Consider the following 23,789-nt stretch of genomic DNA (forward strand, 5'->3'; position numbering starts at 1 on the left):
CTGAACGGCACTAGCATCAGATAATCCTACGTTAAACTCAGAAGGCAATGCTTCAATGGCTGCCTGCACACTACCCGCGGCTTGTGTATCGGCTGTTGTGATATGGAGCAAAATTTCCAACTCAACAAAACCAGTAAAGGTACTTCCTCTATGCATAGTTACCTTGATTTGGTTTGTTGAGATGGGATTAAAGTTGACCGTATTCAAAGTGTTTTCCTTTGTAGCCCCCACCTTATTACTGGTAGCCTGGGGATTTGCAGGGTTTTTAGCTTGATTCGGTAGGCCGATCCACTGGTTATTCATCCAATATTGCACATCATAACTGGATGGGAGCTGCACACCTCCCCCATCGTTAAAGAGGTATATCCTAATTTGGTTAAATGTTTTGGACTCACCTAAATCATAAATCAACGAATCGGATGCATTGCCACTGTAGTTTGTCCATCTATCGTGCGCATTATCTGAGTAGTCGAATAAACCATTGACCGTTCTCTGTCCATCATCTTCTCCATGTCCACAACATGTATACGAAGCAGTCACCTGCGGATAACCCGTCATACTCGAATATAAGGCCAGATTAATCTCCTCCGTCGAGGATAGCAAGGTAATCGATACAGGATATGCTTCGCTGAGGTTGCCTGCAGCATCTTTGACCCTAACATAGATGGTCTTTAGTCCCGTGCCTAGGGGTAAAGTATATGGTTTGAACGAATTATACGGTTCCCATTCGGACCACGTCTCATTGTCATCTGAAAATTGCATATGTGTAACATCTGAAGATTGGCCCATCATTTCCAGCTTAACTACATTTGAATAGGTAGCTTGTACACTTCCCTTTATTTTGGCTTGTACGGTCGGTGGTTGCGTTTCTGTATTCGCGTTGGAACTGTGTGGTATCGTAAGTAATAAACCAAATACTAAGCATGCAACTAGCATGGCTTGACCAAGATATTTCTTCAACTTACTCACCTTACTTCCTGCCTTGAATTTATCCAAATTATAACATGAAGACATGTAGGCGAATAGGTCTTTATTCCTATACAATGTATCTTATTTGTAACTCTACAAATGAGTTCTTAATTACTTAGGGCGATCTTCTCCGTATAACGCATTCATATGCTCAATATGAGCTGCACCCCAATCGTTCAGAGGCTGTAGAACTCTACTCAAGCCCTTGCCGTAATCCGAAATCGAATATTCCACCTTTGGAGGAACCTGGCTATACACCTCACGGTGTACAATGTCGTTATACGCAAGTTCTCTTAGTTGTTGGGTAAGCATCTTTTTATTAATATCCGGTATCGCTTTTTGAAGCTCGCTGAATCTCATGGTGCCGTTTGAAATCAGCTGAAGCAGAATAACAGGCTTCCATTTGCCTACTAAAATATCCAGCGCCGATTCAAATTTACAATACTCTTTCATATAAGCCTCCCACCCCTTTGTTAGGTAACTTTTTATTTACTATGTTTAGAATAAGTGCCTACTTCCTTAATCGAATACTTGCGTTTATTATACCTGTAGAGTTGTCAAATAGTAATGAGGAGGTGTACACCTTTCATGAATATCGCACTATGGATCATTCAAGGTCTTGCAGCAATAGGTTTTGTCTATTCTGGTTGGTTGAAGGCCTTTCAGTACGAACAAGCCAAAGCCTCTTGGGGATGGGTAAAAGATGTTCCAAAATCGTTCGTTGTCTTTATTGGGATCATTGAATTCATCGGCACACTTGGACTTATTCTGCCTCAGGCGACGAATATTGCTCCTATATGGACCCCAATTGCTGCAACTGGGCTTGCCGCAGTCGTACTTCTCGGCGCCCTTTTCCATGTTTCTCGAAAGGAATATCGAGAAATCGGCGTGAACATTGTGTTCTTCGCGTTAGCTGCATTTATTGCGATCTGTCGGTTTTAAGCCTGTGTACAACACAAGAAAAACCTCTATCCACATGTGGATAGAGGTTTTTCTTGCTTCTATTTAGTTGATAAGTGTCCACACCCCAGCATTGCCAGGTATCTCTCCTTTGGTCCACCATTTTGCTTGGTAGGTATGCCCTGCATACACGACTTTATCGCCGCCATTGTATGCTTTCGCATTGTTCCACGTTGGCGTAGCGTCTTTGGCAACAGCCTTCCAGACATCGGAGGTATCAGGCTGTTCACCTTTTGTCCACCAGCCCGCCGTATATTCAACGCCGTTAAACGTGACTTTGTCACCAGCCAAGTAGATCTTAGTGCTATCCCAAGCTGCAGCCGTTCCTGGCACTGGTATTACAACTGCGGGCAATGTGCTTGCCGACACAGGCGCGCTAGAACCCGAACGATTGCCTTTGTTATCCACCGCTACCAACGTATACGTAAATGTGGTGTTAGCCGGCAAACCTGTGTCGGTATATTCGGTTCGCGTCGTTGTACCGATGACATTGCCGTTTCGGCTAATTTCATATTGCTTAATACCCGCTGAACCCGTGGATGCCGTCCACTGCATCGTTATCGTGCTCTCCGTATGCGTAGAGCACCAAGCACTCGCTGGGAAGTTTGGCAGCACAAATGGTGGCTCCGGATCTGGATCTGGCGTCGTCGTGCCGCCGCCTTGTGTTAAACTCACGTCAATCGCCTGATAGAAAGCATTACCCGTATCGCCGATCTCCCACACGCCTAGAATAATATAATAACCGGTCCGATCTGTCGGCACATTACATGTATGAGTTACGGTCATGTCTGGTTTCTTATTGCCGCCGTCAACTGTACAGAAAGGCTTCGATTCCAGTTGATCGCGGGTAAGTGGCTTATTAGGATCCCAACCGATTTTCGTTATGTAATACTTCCATTCACTCGTCAAATGATTCGCTGTGAACTTCCAAGTGAACGAATTTTGGCCGCCTTTCATCTCAACCTTTTTCCAGCGATCGGTTGTCTGGGCATCCAATTCGAAATACTTGCTCGCTCCTGCAATCTGACCGTCTGTCGGCCCTGATGCTGGGAATCCCCCTTTGCCTTCCACACTTTGCGGTTCGTACTGAATAGCGCCGCAGGCTTTGTTTGCTCCTTGTTGACACAGCAGCGACCGGCTAGCAGGCGATTCCATGTAGCCATGAGCAGAAGCTTTACTTGAGAAGCCAACTGCGCAAGCCAGTCCAACTACCATGAATCCAAGTAAAACGACCAGCTTTAATAGGCGTGAATCTACAGTGAGTTTCTCCCATACGGATTGTTGCGTTATGACCATGTCGATTCTCCTCGCATTTTGTAATCGGATTATAGTTTCCAATGTTAGCCAGTTGTTAAGTGTTTAGCCAGTTTCCAAAGACCTAGGTGAGTAATCTCATCTTGCTAAGGTTATCTATGAACAAGTCCATGGACCAAAAGCGTGACACTTGACCCATATTTATCTGCTTTTTAGTAAAAGAAACTACGTTTATCGTTGTTTGTTTAACATGATCTTCGTTTTTTCCCAACTGTAAAATAGGCCGGATTCATCTGTTGGTGTTAGGCTTAATGAGTCCGCCATCCTATCCTTTCCAGCAACATGCTTCCACGGTCCAAGCTTTATCTATGCCAATGGTCACTCCTACCATTCTTTTTCTTTACTTTTCTGCTACTAGAAAAATAAAAGAGACCGTCAACGATCGACGATCTCTTTCCTATGGGTTTTCTAGAATTCATTAAAAATCTTACGCTAATAGCTAATTCTAACCGTTCGTGTTTGGTCCTCATAATCTACCTTAGCGCCAAGCACTTCAGACAGCAATCTAACTGGAATAATCGTAGAATCGTTGTCCAAAATAGCTGGTGAATCCGTCGCCACTTCCACACCATTTAGCGCATAGGCATTTTTGGTCGTAAAGAGGGTGATGGTTCTGCCTTGTTTCGTGTAGATAGCTGCCTTCTGTTTGTCGTCCCATTCTACGGATGCCCCGAGTGCCCCTGCTAAATCTCTTATCCAAAGGTAGGAGCTGCCATCTTTAATAATAGGCCTTTGCTTCATAGGCACCTTAACATCATCCAAGATGAATTTATTATCTGCTAGTCCAAAAGAAACGACATGCTGCAACTTGCCAGATTGGTTCATTTGCTTCACATACGCGGTAGAATCGTTATGCAATTTACTTTTCCCCACATACGCAATAGGTTCCGTACGGAACTCCCACTTCTTTTCATAGATCTTGGGTTGATTATCTTCAATGACAGACAATTTAACGTAGGCCGTGTAGACCGTATCCGGGGAGAGTGGCTTAGTCGGAATTAACATAACTTCACTCTGCAGATGATCATCATCTAGCGGCGTATTCAGCAATAGATCCAGCTCCTTGCCCGTACTATCCGTCAGCTTGGATTCGACTAATTTGACATCTCTAACAAATCTTCCTGAAAGTTGCGCCATGATGGGATAACCGACAGGGTACTTGGTACCGGCATGATTTCGGATCGGGTCTGGCGTCTCATGACCGTCAAAATCAATCGGTACATAGGGATCACCCGGAGCCGGAGAAACGACTAATCGCGAGTTCCATTCATTCGTTAATCCAAATTCAATGACTGTATAATCACCTTGTTTATCAAGACCAATTTCGATGGCATCCAGTGTTAAGAAAGGCGTACGGTGATAAGGGGCATCGAAAAGTCCATCGATCGCTTGTGTAATCGTTGCTTGCGAGTTTCCATTATAAGATACGTCTTCTGAGAAATTACCGGCATACGAAGCGTACATACCGCGCTCATACAACTTACTTCCGATATAACCGGGGAGCTTACTATTTTCTTCGTGCATGGATACCCCAGACTCACTAGCCTTGTTCGTTTCTAAATATTGCGCATGCAGTTTGGCTGCATACGTTAGGTTCTTATTGAAGGTAAGGGGATTCAAGCCATGCATAACCCTGTAATCGTTAATCGCTTTAATGCCTTCTAATTGCTGGGCCGTAGGTGCCCCAGGCAGATCAGAAATGGCTTTTTCGTCAACACGAAATGTCCAACTCTTCTCAATCGGCATGTAGCCGTCCTCTTTAAGCTCCAATACAATATTAACGGTATGCTCTCCTGCCTTTAAATCCACCGTTGGCGTATAGGACAGGATCATTCTACCAATGTCCCATTGCGCGTCTACTTTGACTTGGTCGATTTTCATCGTATAGCTTTTGAACTCGGGTGTGATATCGCTTTTTACAAATTCAAACACGATCGTTGGCTTCATCAATCCGACTTTTCCTTGCGGGTACCAATAGGAAGAATAAGATGCCGCTTCCACTTGTGGCTGAGCTATAAACAACCCCGAAACTGCAATAAAGAGACCCAGCAGCACTTTTAGAAATTTATTTCGATATACCATAGATGTGTTCCCCCTGCGTTATAGACCTACCAATTATTAACATTCTATGTTTTTCGACCCATTTCCTTCTTTCTTGCAATGAAAAAGCAGATATCTCACATATGATGTGAAATATCTGCTTTTATTTACACGTATCTTCGAAGACTAGTATTGTCCTTTAATTACAAAAAACGAACCTCGAATCGTTCCAGCTAGTTTGGACTTCTGTCTAGCAAACTTAAACTTCGGTTCTAGTTCTTTGGGAATCTCCATCCCCTCAGAAAGCTTAAAGCCAACGGCCCGCTTCTTAGGGTCATCAACTGTATACATGACATTAACGCTAAGACCATCCTCATAAAAAACGTAGGTAAACTGAATGTTTTCCACTTGAAAACGCGATGTTTCTAGAGGTTTAGCCGCGAACGCAATATCACGTTCTTTCAAAATTTGGTTCACATAATCAAGGTTCTCCTGACTTTCGCTAGCGGGTATAACCGTAAATTCATGTTTGTATTTGTTCATAAAGTAACGGGCTTCATTCGCACGTAAACCAGCAAGCGCTTCTACAACAGGTGAAGACTCTAAACCTTCCGTAGACACATTTTTAAAATCAACGATATACGACATTTACATCCCTCGTTTTCTCTCATTTTTTCGTAGTATACAGAAATTTAATCTTCTTCTCTATCAAACATTATACCAGAAATACTTCAATATAAACGTCCACTCAGCTAATGTAACTATGCATGGACTTACTCTTATATCAGGAAAGGACAGCTAAAGCTACCTTCCATTTGCGTCGCATCCGTGCCACGATGCTTTCATGACCCTCGAGTTGGTCTGCTAGTTCCGATAATGCTCGCTGAACCTGTGGCACAAAAGTGCGAAAATCACGATCTGGATGGAGCTCCGCTCCCTCGCGGATAACCGCATCTGACAACCTGAGTGCAGGAGACGTCGGTACGATGCGCATCCTCAGCCGCACCGCGACCCTCCTCAGTTGCTTCCCGCATCGGCCACCACCATGGCCGCCGTAGGTAACGATCAGGACTGGCTTATCCCGCCACTCGTGGTAAAGATGATCAATCGCGTTCTTGAGCGCCGCTGGATAGCCCCAGTTAAACTGAGGCGTGACGAAAATCACAGCACTCGCACTCTTGATCTTCTCGCTCCACGCGTGCGTGTGTGGCTGGCTGTAGCCTCCCAGTGCTGGAATCCCTGGTTCATCGTCCATCGGTAATGGCCACTTCGCCAAATCGATGATCTCGTATTCATAATTTGAATTTGCTCGGCCAATAGACTCAACCCATGCTGTGATTTTCGGACAATTCCGGCCCGCCCGTATACTACCCATGACTAGGAGTACCGTCTTCTTTTGATCCATTTTTACACCTTCATTTCTTATATTGGTATTCAAGATAGAAATTAGTACGCGATACAAACAATATAGTTTGTGTCGCGTACTATGTCAATCACTTTTGTGGTAAAATAGAAATAAAGTGACAGACAAGCTGTCACGAATATTTGAGCTTATCTGGAGTGAATCCTAGTGAACGAAAAAAACGCTGATCTTCAAGAAAACCTCTCGATCATGGATAGTTTGATCCAATTATCCTTTCTTGTTCAAGGAATTCTTAACCGAATTGGAGCCGAATACGATGTTTCCATCATACAGATTCGATTGTTCGGCATTTTACGAGATCGAGAGTTAACAATGCTACAACTAGCACAGTACCTTGACCTCGACAAATCCAGCATTACCGGATTGATCAATCGCGCGGAGCGCCGCGGGCTAGTTGAACGCAGTAACTCGCCACATGATGGTCGTGTCATTCATGTCAAAGTAACCGCCGAGGGACATAAACTCATTAAGGTCGTAAGTAATAAGATCGAGCAACAAATTAAAGCAATCACGGGTACCCTTAATGCGAAGGAGTGCTCACAGTTCATTGCTCTCGCCTCTACAATGTTGCTTCCTGTTAGCCAACAGTAGTTTGGCCTTAAATAGAAACAGCAGCCGATAGAACGGCTGCCATTTTTATTTATCATTTTGCCTAGTAAGAACAACCTGCTCCCCAGAACGAGTAATTTGGTAGATACCCGCCTGCATGTCAACGCCATAATGTTTCTTCAACAACCGTTGCCCATCGGAGTCCTTCTCTATCACAACCAAATAATCGTAACCGCTCAAGAGATTATCCATATTGTCCTCATAGAACAAACAAATCCCGTCCACGTTCGAGGCATACAAGTAATACTTCCCAATATATTGCATGTAGTAGTTGGTCACCTGCTGGTTGGTGTCAGAGGCGTAGAACAGATATTTGCTAGTATCCACCTTGCCATTTGCATACCACCGATCACCCGTTACCTGATCGATTTTGTACGGAAGCGTCGTTTTGTAGCTGCTAGCAATGGATAAGATGCCGTTATACTCCGATAAGAGCAAGATGACGGCAAACACCGTACAGGCCCAAATACCATTCTGATAGAACCCTTTTGTTCTTACATTCTTGAACGCGCGAGCGTCCGGCATCTCACCGTGTTTATAATGAAATGAACGTTCTATATCGACCGTAGCACACAATACGAGACCGCCGACAAAGAGCACCACAATGCTTGATGCATATCGCTCAAACCCGGCCAGCCAAATCGCCTCATCGGGTGGCATGGAATATACGTACAACCCCAGAATCCCTGCATAGTACAGCAACATCACGATATCAAGAGCAATCAGCACTTTCCACAGGTTCCATTTCTTCCTTAATATCTCTGCCGCAAATAGGGAGGCAACGATCGCTACGAGATGAAAGACGACTATTCCCATCGCCGGCCGTGTCGCCAGATCGATACTAGATTTTAGAAACAATGAAATAATCTCATGTACTTGTTCCGGTGTTTTGCCGCCCACCGTACTTTGAAGACCAGAAGAAGCAACATCGAATTTGTTCGCTACCCCCTGGAAGACGGTCGCCATGCGCAAGCTCCAGCCGAAATAAGGAAGCAATGCACCGCAGATTGTTCCAACAACGAGAAGCGTATACGTCCAGCCAAGCATTCTTTTATAAGTCACTGTTATATAAATGAGATACATGAATCCAATCGCCGCAAAGATAATACCCGTGCTCTTAATAATCGTCAGCAGCCCCGCAATCGGGAGAATGACCATACAGGCGTTCTTCAGATCATTCCGATACCTATAGAGAACAGCCAAGATGGCCAACGCATAAATCGGAAGTAAAAAGTCCACCAATAAATTGGTGATGCGGATCGTAATATTGAAAAAGGACAGCATGGAAAGTCCCGCTCCGAGAAACGCGTATAGCATAAAGCGTCTCTTCTCGGAAACGATGCCGAACATGGCATAGAAGCAAGAAAAGATAAGCAACACTTGCGCGAATAGCATAGTGGTCTGGGAATGACCCGCAAAACGGCAGACATAATAAATAAAAGAAGAAGTACCTAGTGGATAATTCTTAAAATCGATGAGAGCGGACCCAGCCGTCGGAAAGGCATCTGTACTTAACATCAACTTCAAGACGATCGCCCAGTGTGAAAAATTATCATAATGCGTCAATGGGTTCCGGAACAGCACAAGCAAAAAAATAACAGTTCCCACTAAAAAAGAAGCCTGGAATATCGAAAAAGAAAAGCGAATTGAAGCTCCCTCACGCTTCCAAAGGATGACGCCCCATATAAACGCAAGCAGACCCAGGATCAGAACGGCCAGGCTAATCGTAAAGAGTTGACCCACCAAACCGCCGAAGAATACAAGGCAGGCAATCGACGAGAACGTAAACAACGGGATGAACTCCCATTGCAGCGAAAGCCTTTTGCGAATCAATAGCATGTATCCCAGACACGAGAAAACCAAAAGTATCCCCGTCAAAAGTTGAATCATCATCGACATCTCTATCTCCCCTAATGCGCTAAGCGGAACTTGCGGTAGGCATCGATTTTAAATCGACTAGCATCTTATCTATAAAACCACGCCTCGTCATATCTTCAATGTTCTCGACCTTGAGAAGAATCTCTTGCTGATTGGCGGTCTTTTTCCCCGTATACAATAAGACGACTTCAAGATTACTCTCCGTATAGAAGGTAACGACATCCCCTTCCGAAATTTCTCCCTGGAAGTTGGTTGCGGAAAAGAAAAGATAATTAAAGCTGCGCAGCGTACACGCGACACCATTCGAAAATAGGATGGTACGGTCAAGCGGAATCCTTGGCATTTTCCTCTTGTCCGCCGACGGTTGGGCGACGCGCCGTTGCACGTTACGAACCATATCGTCATACGCCGTATCCCACAGATTCATCTGCTCAGGTAAGGAATGTTTCCGATCATAAATGATTTGCATATAGAGTCGCTTATCCGTCTCGCTGACTGGCTTGACCGATGCCGCGTAACGCCAGCCCTCTCCATCTTTCTTCACATAGACGATGACGGCGTCCAGATTCGCCTCGTAGCGTTCGGTCTTCACGACCATAGAGATCGTTGTCTGTGGAGGCAAATAAACAGGATGAACCATGTACAGGGCTATACCCTGTTCCGACACGTCAACGGTTCTAGCTTGATAATGCAAGTTGCTAGCTTCGTGGTAGATCGTTACATGTTCTTGCGCCCGAATACGCTCTGACTCTCGATACACGCTGCGGCCAATCATGAAGAAAATCGCATAACCTATCGAAATTAAATTGTGAATCAGCCAGAAAACGATGATACTGCCGTAGAAGAGCGCCAAGCCGTATTTGCCATATACGAATTTGAAGATCGCTGCAACAGAGAGTACAAATAGGACGATATGCGGTAATGCGTATAACAGGGAGGTCATCCATCTTCGGGCGGCGCCTTTCTTTTTGCTCGTAACCTTGAATTTTTTCTCATGGATATGCAAGGTCTCCAAGAGGACAGGCAGGATCAAGTAAGGCATGAATATCGTATCGATGATTTGGCTCCAACGCTGATTCCGAATATTTCCCGATAAATAGCGCATGGACATACTGTAGAAAAAATAAGATGGCAACCAGAACACCAGTACTTGCCAAAATGCGGAGTTTACGATTTGGAAACCGAACAACGCAAATAAAATAGGTGCCAGTAGGAAGATCAACCGGTTAAAAAAAGACCACCAGTATAAGAACGTGCTCAAATACGTAATTCTTGTCCAGAAGCCAAGCTTTTCTGAAAAGATAGCGCGTGTATTCTGTAAGCTTTGGAGTATGCCTCTAGCCCAGCGGATACGCTGCTTAATCATGCTAGGGACCGTCGTAGTCGTCAGGCCCGCGGCCTGAACTTCTTGGGTTGCATACGTGATATAGCCCGCTTGTTGCATGCGGACACTCGTCTCGAAATCCTCGGTGATCGTATTCAGCGGAAAACCGCCGATGTCCTCCATGGCTTTGCGGGAAATGATCGTGTTGCTCCCGGTATACGCCACCGCATTGGAGCTATTGCGCAATATGTTAACCTCTCTAGAGAAAAAATCCTGTTCATTAGGAATCTGCTGTTCCGCAAAGAGATTAAATTGAAACAAATCCGGATTGTAGAAGCTCTGTGGCGTTTGGACAAGTCCGAGCTTTTTTCTGCTTCTGCGAAGCGTGCCATCGTCGGTAAACTCAGGAAGATGGAAATACGGAACCGTCTTCATCAGAAAAGTATGCTGGGGAATCATATCCGCATCGAAGGTCGCAATGAGTGGGGAGGACGTTTTACTCAGTGCATTATTCAAGTTGCCGGACTTGGCGTCCTTGTTCCCCGGAAAACCCAGATAACCAATGTCAAACTGTCTGGCCAACTCCTCGACCTCAGGTCGCCCTCCATCGTCGCACAAATAAATGTGCACCTTCTGCTTATCCGGATAATCCATAAATGTACAGGCATTGACGGTTTTATATAACAGATCGACAGGCTCATTGTGAGTGGCAATGAACACGTCTACGTGCGGATATTCATCCGGTGGAATCGTAGGGAGTTCAAGCTGCATACGTTTTTTCTGCATTTTCTGAAGAAATAATTCAAAGGTGGTCAGCACCGTTACGGTCTCCGCCACAAACAGAAGAATGCCGAATATGATACTCACAAAGCCTTGATCCCAAGGCAGCGTAAAAATCATGCGCCATAATAAATAGATGGTCATCAGGATCATCGTGACGACGAATATAACATGTTGCCGCTTCTCGTTTTGCACGAAGCCGCTACCTCCTCGCTACGAACACCCACCGCCGCTGCACCTGAAAACTCAGCAGGAACAGCAAGGCATCACAGATGAGTTTCGCTATTTTTTCACTCATAAAGAACGTTGTATGGATGACATAGACCCCGGTACTAGAAAGCACGATCACAGCTGCGCACAGCGTTAAATAGCGCCACAGGCTGCCCAGGCTGTTCTCCTTACGGAATACGACGTGCCTATTCAGCAAATAGTTGACCATAATGGAAACGATCCTAGCGATAACGGTCGCTACTACTATTCGTATAAAGTCCTGTTGCCCGAGCAGAGGCCTTAATACATCAAGCAGTAGCCAAGCGATCCCTAAATCGACCACGGAACTGGCGATCGAAGAGAAAATAAATTGAAGGAAGTTCGATAACAGAACCGTCATCACCCTAATGCTGTCTCGGACTGCTTTAAAATGAGTCCCTGCATTCCCGTTCTCATAAATGGTTTGAATCGGCAGGGTAACGATCGGTATGCCCGACCGGATACAAGAAATGAGCATTTGCAATTCATATTCGAAACGCGAGCCCCGAACCCCCTGCATAAATGCAAGCAAGCGCGGCCCGAAGGCACGTAGCCCCGTCTGTGTATCCGATAACCGCTTGCCGTACAGCATGGAAAACATAAAGGATGTAATCCGGTTCCCGAGCAAAGACTTGGGCGGAATTCCTCCCCCGCTAAAGTTTCTTACTCCGAGAACCAGCGCCTCAGGATGGCGTTCCGCTTCTTCAGCAAGTCGATATACGTCCTCTGCCGCGTGCTGGCCGTCCGAATCTGCGGTTATTACGCAGGCAACCTCTTCATACTGTCGTTCTATATGTTGAAAGCCGGTCTTGAGCGCAGCCCCTTTGCCCTGATTCTTGCTATGCCGCAGCATAACGCAGCCATTTTCGTCGAGTTCCCGAAAGATAGGCTGGTATTCCTCACCAGAGCCGTCGTCCACGACAATAATCGTCATGAATCCGTAGGATTGCAATTGCCGCACATAGACTAACAGCCTCTCATCCGGTTCAAGCGATGGAATAAGGATAATTGTTTCGCCCTTCCGCTTCCCCATAATCATCCCCGCCATCATCTAATCTATTTTTTCTGTTTTAATATAGTTCTTTGTACTTATACTTTAATATAATATCTTAAAATTTTGAAATTTAATAGGTATTTATACCTATTAAATACAAATAAACTCAATCCCGTTTGGGACTGAGTCATCTCCGTCTTACTCACATTTATGATAAAGCTTTCTGCCGCTGTAACGATTTACTTTTGAGAATCAAGAATAAACATAGATGCATCTTGTCCCATGAATATGTTGCTTCCCTGATAAAACGTTTTCGATTGAATATTCTTGTAACCTATCTTAGCCATAACGTCAGTTAGCTTCTCTTGATTAAATCCGTTATGAACCATATCGGAAACTACTTTTTCATTCTTATCAAAATCCACGATTAGTAAATGTCCGCCTTCATTGAGAACCTCAAATAATCTGGATAAAACGAATTCAACATCCGGAATATGGAGGAGAACCTGTGCCATAAAAATATAATCCACATGCAGTTCCGATAGACCTTCCTTTTCAAAATCAAAGCATAAGGTATCTGCATGCTGAATATGTAAATCGGAAATTTTCTGCTTTAGCTGCGTAATCATGTTTGGTGAAGTATCTAGAAACAACATCGAATTAAACTCGTTTAACAAACTCATCCCGACAAGACCGGTTCCACACCCAAAATCAATCGCGTTCTTACGATTAGCGTCAACGACATATTCACGGATGGCATCTGAGGATACCTTGGCAATTTGAATTCTTTCAGGGGTGTCGTATACATTAGCTATCATTTCAAACTTATCTGTATTTCCCATAATTATCTCTCCTATCCACAAGGCATAAATACAAAAAGGAGCTAGCCGCGGCAAGCTCCTGCAATTATACCATTTTACATACCCTTCTTGTGTAACTCACCCGAAGGTCGCGCCCATCGGCGATATTTCCGGTAGCCTCGCCGAACTAAGTGCAGCAAGAACTCTGGGAGCGGTATCCTGCGCAGCCATGGGAAATAAAAGCGATCGTAGGCGCGCTTCAAATCGTCCCACATCGAACAATTGTCTTCTTTCAAGAAGTCCGACACGTCGACGACCAATCCTCTGCCATTGTGCTGCATGACATTCTTGCCATGCACATCATGCGGTGTCAGTCCTCGGCTTACCGCGTACGTCAGCGCTTCATCGATATCGTTCAGTACTTGACGCTTAATCGGGATGCCGCGCAACAAACTTTGATACAGCGTTACGCCCGTTAATCGACGCAGCACAAGATAAGTATCACCCGCATGCAAACATTCGGAATAAGCTGGGTGCTTGCCCAGCCGTCGATATATTTCTTTCTCATCCTCTATCCCCGGCCGTCCAGGTGCGTACACTTTGACCACCATATCCGGATAGCTTGGATGCATCAGCACAGCCGCATAATTACCCGCACCGACTAGCTGCCACGGCTTAGGGACACTGTAAACGACGATCGGGTCATAAGGCCGCTCACTGGCAATCTGCAAATTCGGAAGCAATTGTCCTTCAATTACTTCGATCCAGTGTTTCTGCACGCACCTGTCACCCCCATCTATTATTTGGTGGTATTATATAAAAATATGAAGCAATATGCTAGAAAAAAATAATATGGTTACATGACATAATCGATTATCAACGACCGATCAAACCGTATAGCATAAGCTTATACAACTCACCGACTTTCGACTTATATTCGGAAGCAGTTCCCCATTGATTTTGTATGCTACCTACGGCCTGTAGAAACACCAACACGGTCTCTGTAGAAATGGAAGCATCGATTGCTCCTTCCTCCCTGCCGCTATCTATGAATGCGCCTAGTATATCCATCCGAATCTCGCCCGCGCTTTTGCTGAATAGTTCGACAAACACCTGATCGTCTATCGCTTCCTTGGTGAAATAGTGCTCCATTAGTTTATTCGGCATCTCGGCACAAAGCGCCACAGCCTGCATCAACTTTTCTTTGAAGCCAATACCCTCGTTCAGCAGCCGCTCCACGGCTTGTGTCGTTTCCCGCAATAGAATCCGCGCGCATTCCTTAACCAATCCTTCTTTGCTTCCAAAATAATTGTAAATCGACACAGAAGACACTCCCGAGGTAGCTGCCAACTCATTAATGCTGACATTCGTATAACCTTTCTCTCGGAAAAGCTCGAGCGCCGATTGGATAATCGCCTCTTTCTTCTGATTTGTTCTGATTTCGTATTTGTTCACACGGATACCCCTTTTAATAATGATACATGTATTATCTCACAAATCGTTAAGTTTTTAAACTTAATGAAACCTATTTAAAAACTTATTGACTTACTGTGGCACCTCAAGATATATTAGTTTTTAAATATATGTATTAAAATTTAAAAACTATTCGAGGAGCCTACCTATGAAAATATTAATGTTTGGTCGAGGCGTCATTTCTGCACAGTACGGATGGGCATTTGAAAAAGCGGGACACGAGGTGGAATTTTATGTCCGACCAGGGCGTAAAGATCAATTCGGTCCTTTTATCGATTTAGATATATTGGATGGCCGCACAAGCTTCAAAGGCGTTCCCGTTAAGGAAAGATGGCCGATTCAGATGCGTGAGGAGCTTAGCCCAAATCATGACTATGACCTAATCGTACTGAGCGTCAATCATAATCAGTTTGAGGATGTCGTGAAAGTCATTGGCCCATATGTAGGGAAGGCGACCATTTTGCTTTTCAATAATGTCTGGCAGGATCTTCCTATCTTCGTAGAGGGACTGCCTATGGAGCAGATCATATGGGGCTTCCCTGGTGGCGGCGGGGGATTTAGCAGTAATAGTAAGCTAGAAGGAGGGTTTATGAAATCGATCTATTTGCAAACCGAAGCGACGGCAGCTTCTCCATCGAGGCATCAACGTGTAGTGGAGCTTTTCCGGCAGGCGGGATTTTCGTTTTCCTGGCAAAAAGATATACGCGTCTGGTATTGGTTCCACTTCATTTTGAATGCAGGCATGGCAGCTCAGGCGTTGAAAGAAGGCAGTTATAGCAACCTGTATCAATCTCCGAAAAAGGTCGCAAATGCGATATTGCTCATGCGTGAGATGCTTCCACTAATCACAGCTAAAGGAGGTAAAATCGGTCTAGGCACTGCACTCGCGATGCGACTCCCCGCCGGCTTGATCGGTTATGCCGCTTTCAAATTATTGAAAGGCAACTCCGTGCCCGCGGCCATCATGGAAAGGATGGAACGCACAGCCTACATCTCCCGTGAATCTTTTGCCCACTTCCCCAACGATGTTCTAGCTGAAGCCCGCAAGCTCGGTGTATCGCTTCCGCGGCTTGAGGCTATGGAGGGGCATTTCAAATAAACTAGCTCTACACAATAGGCTGACGATTCGGTGCCACGGCACTTCGAAAAGTCAAAAAAGAGACCCAACTTAGGGTCTCTCCAACCTTATTTTTTCAAAGCCCGATCATACGCTTTTTTGTAAATGTCCACAATTTTATCAACGCCTAATGCTTTCATGTCGCTCACATATTTCGGCCAATCTTCCAGACTGCGTTCACCAACAATAAACTTGGAAATATTCTCATCGCGCTTCTTCATAATCGTATCCCCGCTCAGAGAGAGGTTTTCCATCTCAGCACTTGTGAAAGCAGGACGAGGCTGCTGCTGACTATCATATTTCGGCGCTTCCTGATAAGCCTTCTGCAGCTCAGGCGAAGACAGGGAAAGATGAGCATCATAATCGAACCACGCATAGGTGCCGTCCGTAGAAATACCGGTTTTCTTTCTCATGTCCGCTACATCCGCATATTTCTCAATAAACTGCTTCTTCCCATTTTCCGTTTTGTAAGTGACGCCTTCTTTCCCCCAGCTGGCCAGCGTTTTACCTTCCTCACTGTAGAAGAAATCCATGAACTTCATAATCTCTTTGATTTTTTTCGAAGTTGTCGCAATCATGAAACCTTCGTCCAAATATTGCGTGTACGCATTTTTGGCTGGCGCTCCTGCAAATCCAATCGGCGCTCCCATGAAAGCCAGATTAAAGTCCGGTTTATCCTTGCGCAATGCCGAGTTGAAGAAGTCAATCCGTCCGATGTAATCGACTGTAACGAAGGCTCGCTCCGTAGACATCAGGTCCTGCCATAACTTCGTATCTGCAGACAAGAAATCAGGAGGAATGAGGCCTTCTTTATAAAATTTATTTAAATACACAATCATTTGCTTGTAATTGTCTTCCAGCGGTCCATAGCGCCATTCTTTTTTGTCAAAATCATAGTACACATCAGAACCGGTGCCAAAGGCTGGAGCAAAATTCAAGAGCCGCTGCAAGCCGTTCCGGAATGAAAGTGGATAGCTCTTCGGATAAGCCTCTTTTATTTTCTTAAGCGCTGTATACAATTCATCCCACGTTTTTGGCTCGGAAAGCCCAAGCTTCTTAAATATATCATCACGATACATCCAAATCATGCGATTCGTTTCCCCGATTCCCGCATTTGGGAACATATACATTTTGCCATCCGACGAAATCGTGTTTTGCGCATCAACCGGATACTTTTCCATCCATTTTTTCAAGTTCGGCATCTCGTTTATATAATCCAGAATATTGACCAGCGCACCTTGCTGTCCATATTTATCTGCCAGCTTTTTATCCTGCGTCATCATCATATCCGGCAAATTGCCCGAAGCAATTGTAACGCTTAGCGCGTCATCCAGCTTCCCGGACGGCAGCTGCACATTCAGGGAGACGCCTGTTTTCTCTTCGATTAATTTCCAGGAAATATTATCTTTATTATAAGGCCAGCTTGGATTCGAATAATTGAGCACGTTAAAGGTTTGTTTGACCACTTGTGCAGGAGCTGAAGCTGTTGTCCCTGCACTAGCAGAAGGCGCTGCTGTAGATGTCTCGTTCGTACTCGTCGAACAACCGGCGATTGCCGTCATAGATAGTCCCAAAGCTAAACAAATTGACAACCCTCTTACTGTTTTATTCATAGAACCCATCTCCCTTTTCATTTGTTTAGACCCGCAGCCTTGTTATTACTGAACATGAACTAACCTTTCACCGAACCGATCATCACCCCCTTGACGAAGTATTTTTGCAGAAACGGATAGACAAGGAGGATCGGTACGGTAGAAACTAGGATCGTTGTAAATTTCAAGGCATCATCCACGACCAAATTATCGCCGCCTACGCTGGATACGTTAGCTGAGTTAATCTGCCCCTGCAAGACGATATTGCGTAGAACAACTTGCAGCGGGAACATATCCTGGTTGCGCAGGTAGAGTAAGGCGGAATAAAAGTTATTCCAGATGCCAACGGCATAGAAAAGTCCGATGGTGGCAAGCACCGCTTTGGAAAGCGGCAGCACGAGCCGAAAGAAAATACCAATATCGGTCAATCCGTCAATTTTACCCGATTCCTCTAACTCTTTGGGCATTGCGGAGAAAAAAGTTCGCATTACGATGAGATTCCACGTACTGACGGCCGTAGGCAGCACCATAGCCCACAGGCTATCTACCAAGCCATAGCTTTTGACAACCAGGAAGGTCGGAATCATACCACCGCTGAAAAACATCGTAAACACAATGAGCAGTGTAAACAGCTTGTGATGAGGCAACTCTTTTTTAGATATCGCGAACGCACCCATGGCTGTCATAATTAGCGAGACCAAGGTCCCGACTAGTACATATCGAATGGTATTGATATAGGCGGAGGAAATACGCGGATCGTGTAAGACGATTTTGTACATTTCCACGTTGAATCCTTTTGGCCAAAGCGTAACCTCGCCTTTTAAAATGTGCGTACTATCGCTGAACGAGACCGCCATCATATATACAAAGGGGTACAGCGTTGCGGCGACGACACCAAGGAGCACAAGGATGATCAGGATGTCAGCCAAACCAAATTTCGTTTTCATTATGCGTACCTCCTTTCTACCACAAGCTGGTCTCGCCGACTTTACGACTGATCCAGTTGGCCGAGTATATGAAGACTAAACTGACGATCCCAGTAAAGAAGTCGATAGCCGTTGCGTAGCTATAATTCCCTTGACCGATCCCTGTCCGGTACACATAAGTGCTAATAATATCAGCCGTTTCATAAATGGCGGGATTATAGAGTAGAAACACTTTTTCGAAACCGATATCGAGGACGTGCCCAACATTCAGAATAAAGACAATAACAATGGCAGGCGCAATCCCCGGCAGCGTGACATTCGCTATTTTCCTCCACCTGCTCGCACCATCCATTTCCGCCGCTTCATACAGCTGAGGATCAATCGACGTCAAAGCCGCCAAATAAATGATGGTCTCCCAGCCCACATGCTGCCAGATTTCCGAAATGACATAGACCGAGCGGAACATCCCGGGCATCACCATGAAGTTAATCGGCTCAAAGCCGAAAACTTGAATCAGGTGGTTAACGATACCACTAGATGGCGAAAGGAACATCAGCACCATACTCGCCGCCACCACATTGGATATAAAATGGGGCAAATAACTGACCGTTTGTACGAATCGTTTGAAGAACGCGTGCCTCGCTTCATTCAGGAGCAACGCCAACAGAATCGGTGCAAGAAAGCCGAAGATTAGTCTGTAGATCCCAAGCATAAACGTGTTGTAGATGAGCTTAAAGAAATCGGGATTTTCCCAGAACAGCTTATAATACTTAAATCCGACCCATTCACTTGCCCAGACACCCTTAAACAAATTGTAATTTTTTAAAGAAATGATCAAACCGAACATAGGAACGTACTTGAAAAGTAAATAAAATAGCAAGGTAGGCAGGAAGAGGAGAAATAAGTATTTCCCTCGTTTCCACTGCTTCAGATAGGCACTTCTTTTCGACCGGAGATTCGCTTGCGAAACAGACGTCTGTGTCGTGGCGGCCGATGGGTTCGTACGCAATAGTCATCTCTCCTTCTTCTCAATGTGGGTTGCCCCCTCTGGTTATTGAGGCTCTGTATCGACAAGCCCATCGTATCCGAAAAATACCATGCCGACTATCCACTTCCTCATCGACTCATTCGCAAATTTCTCTAAATCGAGAATAATAATAAGAATCGTAAAAATTCATATAAGGAAATTGTAAATATTTTCTCACACCATGAATTTGACCATGCTATAATTTCCACATACTACAGGCTAGCGAAAGGAGACGACAATGCAAACCACCTATGTCCCTAGAAAAAGATACAGCACTTCCTTGTTCTACCGACTATTGATCAGTTTCATTATCATCATTTTGCTGCTCGTATCCTTTAATGTGGCCTCCTTTACCTTCTTTCGAAGCAGTATTCGTGAAGAAATTATTAAGAACAGCTCTCTGAATCTCGAGACGACTGTCGCCAGCTATGAAAAAAACATTTCGTTAATTAAAAGTCTGCTCGTCAGCTCATACTTCAACACCCATACCGAAGCGCTCAAAAATAACCCGCAGAAGCTCGACTTTTATATTTCAAGTCAGGTTCAACGCGAGCTGCAAAATGTGTTAGCGAACAATCAGCTTTCTTTGTACAACATCATCTATTACTTTCCGAACCGTGATTTTGTTATCGATAAAGATGGGTCCCGAGATGCGCAAATGATGTTCAGCAAATTTTATACGTCCCCCACGTATCCAGAGCAGTTCTGGTCGACGGAAACCGGAAAATCTTCGCTCTCCTTCCGGGTGTACCCTTCTGCAGAATTTCAAGAAAGTACAAGCTTCTCTACTAGAAGCTTTGGGAAGTTTAATCCTGTTCTTTTCAAAAGCGCCGCAACGGACGGCTTCGCCATCATAGCGTTGCTAGACAGCGATCAAATGTTTGAGGCCTACAGCCATTTTCAAGCAGATTCCAACTTCTACATTCTGGATGACGCCGGGGGCGAAACGTATGCCGTAACCAGTCGGCAAATTCCACTGCAATTGAAGCCGCATACTGACAGCTCCGGCTATTATTTGGAAGGCACCAATTATTATTTCTACAAACAAGGTGCAGTGACCGGAAACACCTATGTGCTGATCGTGCCTTTCGCTACGATTTCTGAACAGTTCTTTAAGCTGAATGTGTTTATGATTGGGCTGATATTCCTTTCCGTTATCATCGGAGTCGGCATTTCAATTCTCTTTGCCAAACGGTTCAATAATCCGCTCAACACGATCATCAGCTCCATTCAACAAATGGATCGCCCCCAGAGCGTCCCCTTTGTAAGTCCGATTCGCGAGTTCAATGTTATTAGCCAGAAGCTGCATGATTTATTTTTGACCAATGAAACGATTAACCGGGACTTACTAAGCAAAAATTCCCTGCTCAAGCACTACGCCTACTTAAATAAGGTAAAAATGATTCACACCGATATTGAGGACGCGAAAATTTCCATCGATTCCGATAAACCCTATGTCATCGTGTTATACCAGCTCATGTATATCGACAACCAGTTAGCCGCTATGGACATGGATCCGAATCGCGCTTCCTATTACATTAAGGAATTCGTGCAATCGCAGTTTATTCAGGCCTATAAAGACGCCTTGACCTTCCAAATTGAGAAGGATCAAATTCTGACGATTATTTTTACAAACGATTCCGAGCTTTCCGTATTAGACAGTCTACTGCTCGATATTAAAAAAATATTTGAGCTGGATGCTTCCTATTGTTCCGTCACCATTGCCGTGAGTCCTGTCCATGACAATGCATTTATTTTCAACGAGGCTTTTGAAAACACGCTGCTGTTAGCCAAACAACGGAAGCTTGGGGAAGGTGTCCAAATCATTCGGGAAAAAGAGATTCTACCCCCGGATCTCTGGCTCACACCGGCTAACATGAAAGAATTTACCGCAAATTTGACTTCCGGTAACCCCACGATCACAATTCCTATCGTGTCGAAAACGTTAGAGCTCGCAGTCAAACGCGGCGCTTCCTACGCGCAAATCCATGACCTTGCCAAGGAAATCGTCAATTTGATTATCAAAACGCTCTATTCGAGCCATAATCCAATCTCCTTACTGGATGATAAGAGGAGCCCGGCGGATATTCTCAAGAATTGCCGTACGCTAGAACAATTTCAGCAGTTTTTCAAGGAAATCCTGACACAGTCCGCCTCCGATATTCGTCAGAAGAAAGAAGCGACCGACCATATTACCAGTTTCGTAACGAACTACGTCAATGAGCATTTCGGCAGCGATCTATCGCTGGACTTGTTAGCGGATAAGCTCAACATTACAGGCGCTTATTTGTCGACCTATTTTAAAGAAAAGACGGAGATCAATTTTAGCGATTATGTCAATACGGTGCGCATGAATAAAGCAATGGAGCTGCTGGAGAAGACGGATCTCAAAATTCAGGACGTCTCTACGCTTGTCGGCTATTACACGATTGCTTCCTTCAACCGCATGTTTAAAAAGCATACGGGCATTACGCCGAGCGAGTTCAGGCGAGCTCGTATGAACTAAAAAAAGGACGATCTTGACCGAAATATTTTCGGGGATCGTCCTTTTCACTTTGGTGCTGCGTTAGCCCTCAGCTACGCTTAATTCGTCATCGTGCTGTAATGCGCAGCCAGTTTGGTAGGCGTCAGCTCATAATCGTACACGGCAACTTTGCCGATTGCGCCTTGGAAGTACGATGCGAGATCTCGCGTGGCGATCCGCATCGGAGCCGTGCCGTTTCCAGGTACGATGCTGTAGTCGGACAGCTTGTCTTGATCACGCAGGACGCCGTTTTTAAACACCTTCGTGTAGCCTGTCGGGTACGTCGTGCTCGTATTCACCGTGTTGATAACCAAGGTGTAGTGAATCCATTGACCGGCGGTCACCGTATCCTGGAAGTAGGAGCCTGCGCCTAAGCCACCGCTTAAATTAAACGAATAGCCGCTGATACGATTTGGACGGTTTTCGGTGTTGGTTAAATTGTACATTCTAGCCACCCAAGAATGCTGTCCGGACGTCCCTTTGCCCATCCAATGCACATACCCGCTGCTCTCATAGTTCGTAAATTGCAGCGTATCCGGCCGCATCCAGGCTTCGACGGTCAAGATTCCTGTGCGCGTAACCTCCAGATAATCGTCGTCAGGGATTGTAAAATATTGATTCGTTCCGTTGAATACCGGAGCTGCATCCCCATTCGGCATCGTCGTGTCAGTCGGGCTTCCAGTAAACGTGCCGTTCAAACCGTTCCCCGATTGATCCGCCGTTACCGTGGAAGATAAGGGCCAATATCCAACGGGATTGTCAGCCAGTACTGCCGTGTCGTAGGTGGAGGTTGCATGTACGAATGAAGATACATTGAAACAGGCAGAAAGTAGGACAGCTGTCATCAAAGAAACCGCAAGCTTGGACATACGAATTGAAAAAGCATTACTCATTGTCAATCGTCTCCTCTCCTATTGGCAAATCACTTGCTTGGTTGCACCTGCGCTAGTTATACCCGTTTCGCTTAACTTGGTCGTCTGCCGTTCCAATTCCCTCCTTTCACCCTCGATATCTTTATCTTAGCGGGATGAGACTTACTTCAAAATGGCCTCGTTTTGGGATGATGATGAAATCTTAATCCAGCCAAACAATTCGTCATAATCGATAAAAATGCGAAGCATGGGTGCTCATGTTAAACACTAACTCTGCGCTTTATCCTACTTCCTACTTGTTGAATGAGATGGACCCTCGGTATTCAAGTAAATCGGCAGCAACACCTCATCAACCAATAAACGCAAGTAGGAATCGGTCAACTTGCCACCTTGAATCATAAATTCATATCTCATCATGTTAAAAGGTATCTGTAACTGCATAGGCGTGAAATCATCCGTTATTTCTCCACGCTTCTGTGCGAATTCTTGAATCTTTTGAATGATTTGCACATTTTTTTCGTGCGCATGAAGCAAGACTTCCTTCCAACTTTCCTGGTTTCGACTCAGTTCCAACAAGACAGTACCGAACAGTTCGGGGCCAATCGCATCCAAGAAACGTTGATACACATGTACAGCCGCGAGTAAATCTGCGCGCAAGCTTCCATGATCTTCAATGAGATCAAGTAACGTAGACTCCCCGAATACTTGTGATATGCGATAATGCGCCATGGCATGTAGTAGATGCATTTGGCTTTCATACTGACGATATAAGACCGTGCGACTTGTTTGCGCCTTTTTTGCGACATTTTGGAATGTCATTTCTGGATAGCCAGTCGTTTGAAAAATCTCAAATGCTGCTTCCAATATGGCGCTTTCAAGCTCTTTCCCTCGTTTTCTTATACTTGGCATTTCAAAACT

Annotated in this window: 21 protein-coding genes; 4 read left to right on the forward strand and 17 right to left on the reverse strand. The window is 45.0% G+C overall.

The window, feature by feature from the left end; genetic code table 11:
- Together GC096_RS15860 and GC096_RS15865 are read right to left on the reverse strand one after the other, a co-directional pair.
- On the reverse strand, nucleotides 1–969 hold a 969-nt coding region (locus GC096_RS15860; protein ID WP_171631520.1), incomplete at its 3' end, for a discoidin domain-containing protein.
- A gap of 111 nt (nucleotides 970–1,080) precedes the next feature.
- Complete coding sequence (locus GC096_RS15865) at nucleotides 1,081–1,422, reverse strand: winged helix-turn-helix transcriptional regulator (RefSeq protein ID WP_171631521.1); 342 nt, start codon at nucleotides 1,420–1,422, stop codon at nucleotides 1,081–1,083.
- A 135-nt stretch (nucleotides 1,423–1,557) separates the two neighbouring features.
- Between GC096_RS15865 and GC096_RS15870 the strand changes: the two genes are divergently transcribed.
- Complete coding sequence (locus tag GC096_RS15870; RefSeq protein WP_171631522.1) at nucleotides 1,558–1,911, forward strand: DoxX family protein; 354 nt, start codon at nucleotides 1,558–1,560, stop codon at nucleotides 1,909–1,911.
- Nucleotides 1,912–1,974: 63 nt separating this feature from the next.
- Here GC096_RS15870 and GC096_RS15875 read toward each other — a convergent pair whose 3' ends face one another.
- From GC096_RS15875 to GC096_RS15890, 4 genes are all read right to left on the reverse strand, one after another.
- A complete protein-coding gene (locus GC096_RS15875; protein WP_171631523.1) occupies nucleotides 1,975–3,225 on the reverse strand; it encodes a lytic polysaccharide monooxygenase in 1,251 nt (416 codons plus the stop codon).
- Nucleotides 3,226–3,675: 450 nt separating this feature from the next.
- Complete coding sequence (locus GC096_RS15880) at nucleotides 3,676–5,325, reverse strand: stalk domain-containing protein (RefSeq protein ID WP_171631524.1); 1,650 nt, start codon at nucleotides 5,323–5,325, stop codon at nucleotides 3,676–3,678.
- A gap of 144 nt (nucleotides 5,326–5,469) precedes the next feature.
- Nucleotides 5,470–5,931 (reverse strand): DUF8821 family protein, encoded by a 462-nt coding sequence (locus GC096_RS15885; protein ID WP_171631525.1) that lies wholly within the window; start codon nucleotides 5,929–5,931, stop codon nucleotides 5,470–5,472.
- 136 nt (nucleotides 5,932–6,067) lie between these two features.
- Nucleotides 6,068–6,688 carry an NADPH-dependent FMN reductase gene (locus tag GC096_RS15890; RefSeq protein WP_171631526.1) on the reverse strand — a complete coding sequence of 207 codons (621 nt, stop codon included), beginning with the start codon at nucleotides 6,686–6,688 and terminating at the stop codon, nucleotides 6,068–6,070.
- Nucleotides 6,689–6,853: 165 nt separating this feature from the next.
- On the opposite strand from GC096_RS15890, the gene GC096_RS15895 reads away from it, so the two are divergent.
- On the forward strand, nucleotides 6,854–7,297 hold the full coding sequence (locus tag GC096_RS15895) for a MarR family winged helix-turn-helix transcriptional regulator (protein WP_312886281.1): 444 nt from the start codon (nucleotides 6,854–6,856) through the stop codon (nucleotides 7,295–7,297).
- 45 nt (nucleotides 7,298–7,342) lie between these two features.
- Here GC096_RS15895 and GC096_RS15900 read toward each other — a convergent pair whose 3' ends face one another.
- The 6 genes from GC096_RS15900 to GC096_RS15925 form a co-directional block, all read right to left on the reverse strand.
- Nucleotides 7,343–9,208 carry a hypothetical protein gene (locus GC096_RS15900; protein WP_171631527.1) on the reverse strand — a complete coding sequence of 622 codons (1,866 nt, stop codon included), beginning with the start codon at nucleotides 9,206–9,208 and terminating at the stop codon, nucleotides 7,343–7,345.
- A 25-nt stretch (nucleotides 9,209–9,233) separates the two neighbouring features.
- Nucleotides 9,234–11,492: a glycosyltransferase family 2 protein gene (locus GC096_RS15905; RefSeq protein WP_171631528.1), complete on the reverse strand. Its 2,259-nt coding sequence runs from the start codon at nucleotides 11,490–11,492 to the stop codon at nucleotides 9,234–9,236.
- A gap of 7 nt (nucleotides 11,493–11,499) precedes the next feature.
- A complete protein-coding gene (locus tag GC096_RS15910) occupies nucleotides 11,500–12,579 on the reverse strand; it encodes a bifunctional glycosyltransferase family 2/GtrA family protein (protein WP_171631529.1) in 1,080 nt (359 codons plus the stop codon).
- Between the two features lie 200 nt (nucleotides 12,580–12,779).
- Nucleotides 12,780–13,382 carry a class I SAM-dependent methyltransferase gene (locus GC096_RS15915; protein ID WP_171631530.1) on the reverse strand — a complete coding sequence of 201 codons (603 nt, stop codon included), beginning with the start codon at nucleotides 13,380–13,382 and terminating at the stop codon, nucleotides 12,780–12,782.
- A gap of 74 nt (nucleotides 13,383–13,456) precedes the next feature.
- A complete protein-coding gene (locus GC096_RS15920; protein WP_312886282.1) occupies nucleotides 13,457–14,119 on the reverse strand; it encodes a serine/threonine protein kinase in 663 nt (220 codons plus the stop codon).
- 97 nt (nucleotides 14,120–14,216) lie between these two features.
- Entirely contained in the window at nucleotides 14,217–14,795 is a 579-nt protein-coding gene (locus GC096_RS15925; protein WP_171631531.1) for a TetR/AcrR family transcriptional regulator, read from the reverse strand.
- Between the two features lie 166 nt (nucleotides 14,796–14,961).
- Between GC096_RS15925 and GC096_RS15930 the strand changes: the two genes are divergently transcribed.
- Entirely contained in the window at nucleotides 14,962–15,912 is a 951-nt protein-coding gene (locus GC096_RS15930) for a ketopantoate reductase family protein (protein ID WP_171631532.1), read from the forward strand.
- An 86-nt stretch (nucleotides 15,913–15,998) separates the two neighbouring features.
- Here GC096_RS15930 and GC096_RS15935 read toward each other — a convergent pair whose 3' ends face one another.
- The 3 genes from GC096_RS15935 to GC096_RS15945 are packed head-to-tail and all read right to left on the reverse strand — an operon-like array spanning nucleotide 15,999 to nucleotide 19,379.
- On the reverse strand, nucleotides 15,999–17,543 hold the full coding sequence (locus GC096_RS15935; RefSeq protein ID WP_171631533.1) for an extracellular solute-binding protein: 1,545 nt from the start codon (nucleotides 17,541–17,543) through the stop codon (nucleotides 15,999–16,001).
- A 59-nt stretch (nucleotides 17,544–17,602) separates the two neighbouring features.
- Entirely contained in the window at nucleotides 17,603–18,469 is an 867-nt protein-coding gene (locus tag GC096_RS15940; protein WP_171631534.1) for a carbohydrate ABC transporter permease, read from the reverse strand.
- 16 nt (nucleotides 18,470–18,485) lie between these two features.
- Nucleotides 18,486–19,379: an ABC transporter permease gene (locus tag GC096_RS15945; protein ID WP_246302780.1), complete on the reverse strand. Its 894-nt coding sequence runs from the start codon at nucleotides 19,377–19,379 to the stop codon at nucleotides 18,486–18,488.
- Nucleotides 19,380–19,713: 334 nt separating this feature from the next.
- Here GC096_RS15945 and GC096_RS15950 point away from each other — a divergent pair, with 334 nt between their 5' ends.
- Complete coding sequence (locus GC096_RS15950) at nucleotides 19,714–21,981, forward strand: helix-turn-helix domain-containing protein (RefSeq protein ID WP_171631536.1); 2,268 nt, start codon at nucleotides 19,714–19,716, stop codon at nucleotides 21,979–21,981.
- Between the two features lie 77 nt (nucleotides 21,982–22,058).
- On the opposite strand, the gene GC096_RS15955 is transcribed toward GC096_RS15950, so the two are convergent.
- The gene (locus GC096_RS15955; protein ID WP_171631537.1) at nucleotides 22,059–22,892 is read right to left on the reverse strand and encodes a LamG-like jellyroll fold domain-containing protein; all 834 of its coding nucleotides are present in this window, start codon (nucleotides 22,890–22,892) and stop codon (nucleotides 22,059–22,061) included.
- Between the two features lie 264 nt (nucleotides 22,893–23,156).
- Nucleotides 23,157–23,780, reverse strand: a complete 624-nt coding sequence (locus GC096_RS15960; RefSeq protein WP_171631538.1) for a TetR/AcrR family transcriptional regulator — start codon at nucleotides 23,778–23,780, stop codon at nucleotides 23,157–23,159.
- Nucleotides 23,781–23,789 lie beyond the last annotated feature (9 nt).

The sequence above is a fragment of the Paenibacillus plantarum genome (assembly GCF_013141695.1).
Lineage (GTDB): Bacteria > Bacillota > Bacilli > Paenibacillales > NBRC-103111 > Paenibacillus_E > Paenibacillus_E plantarum.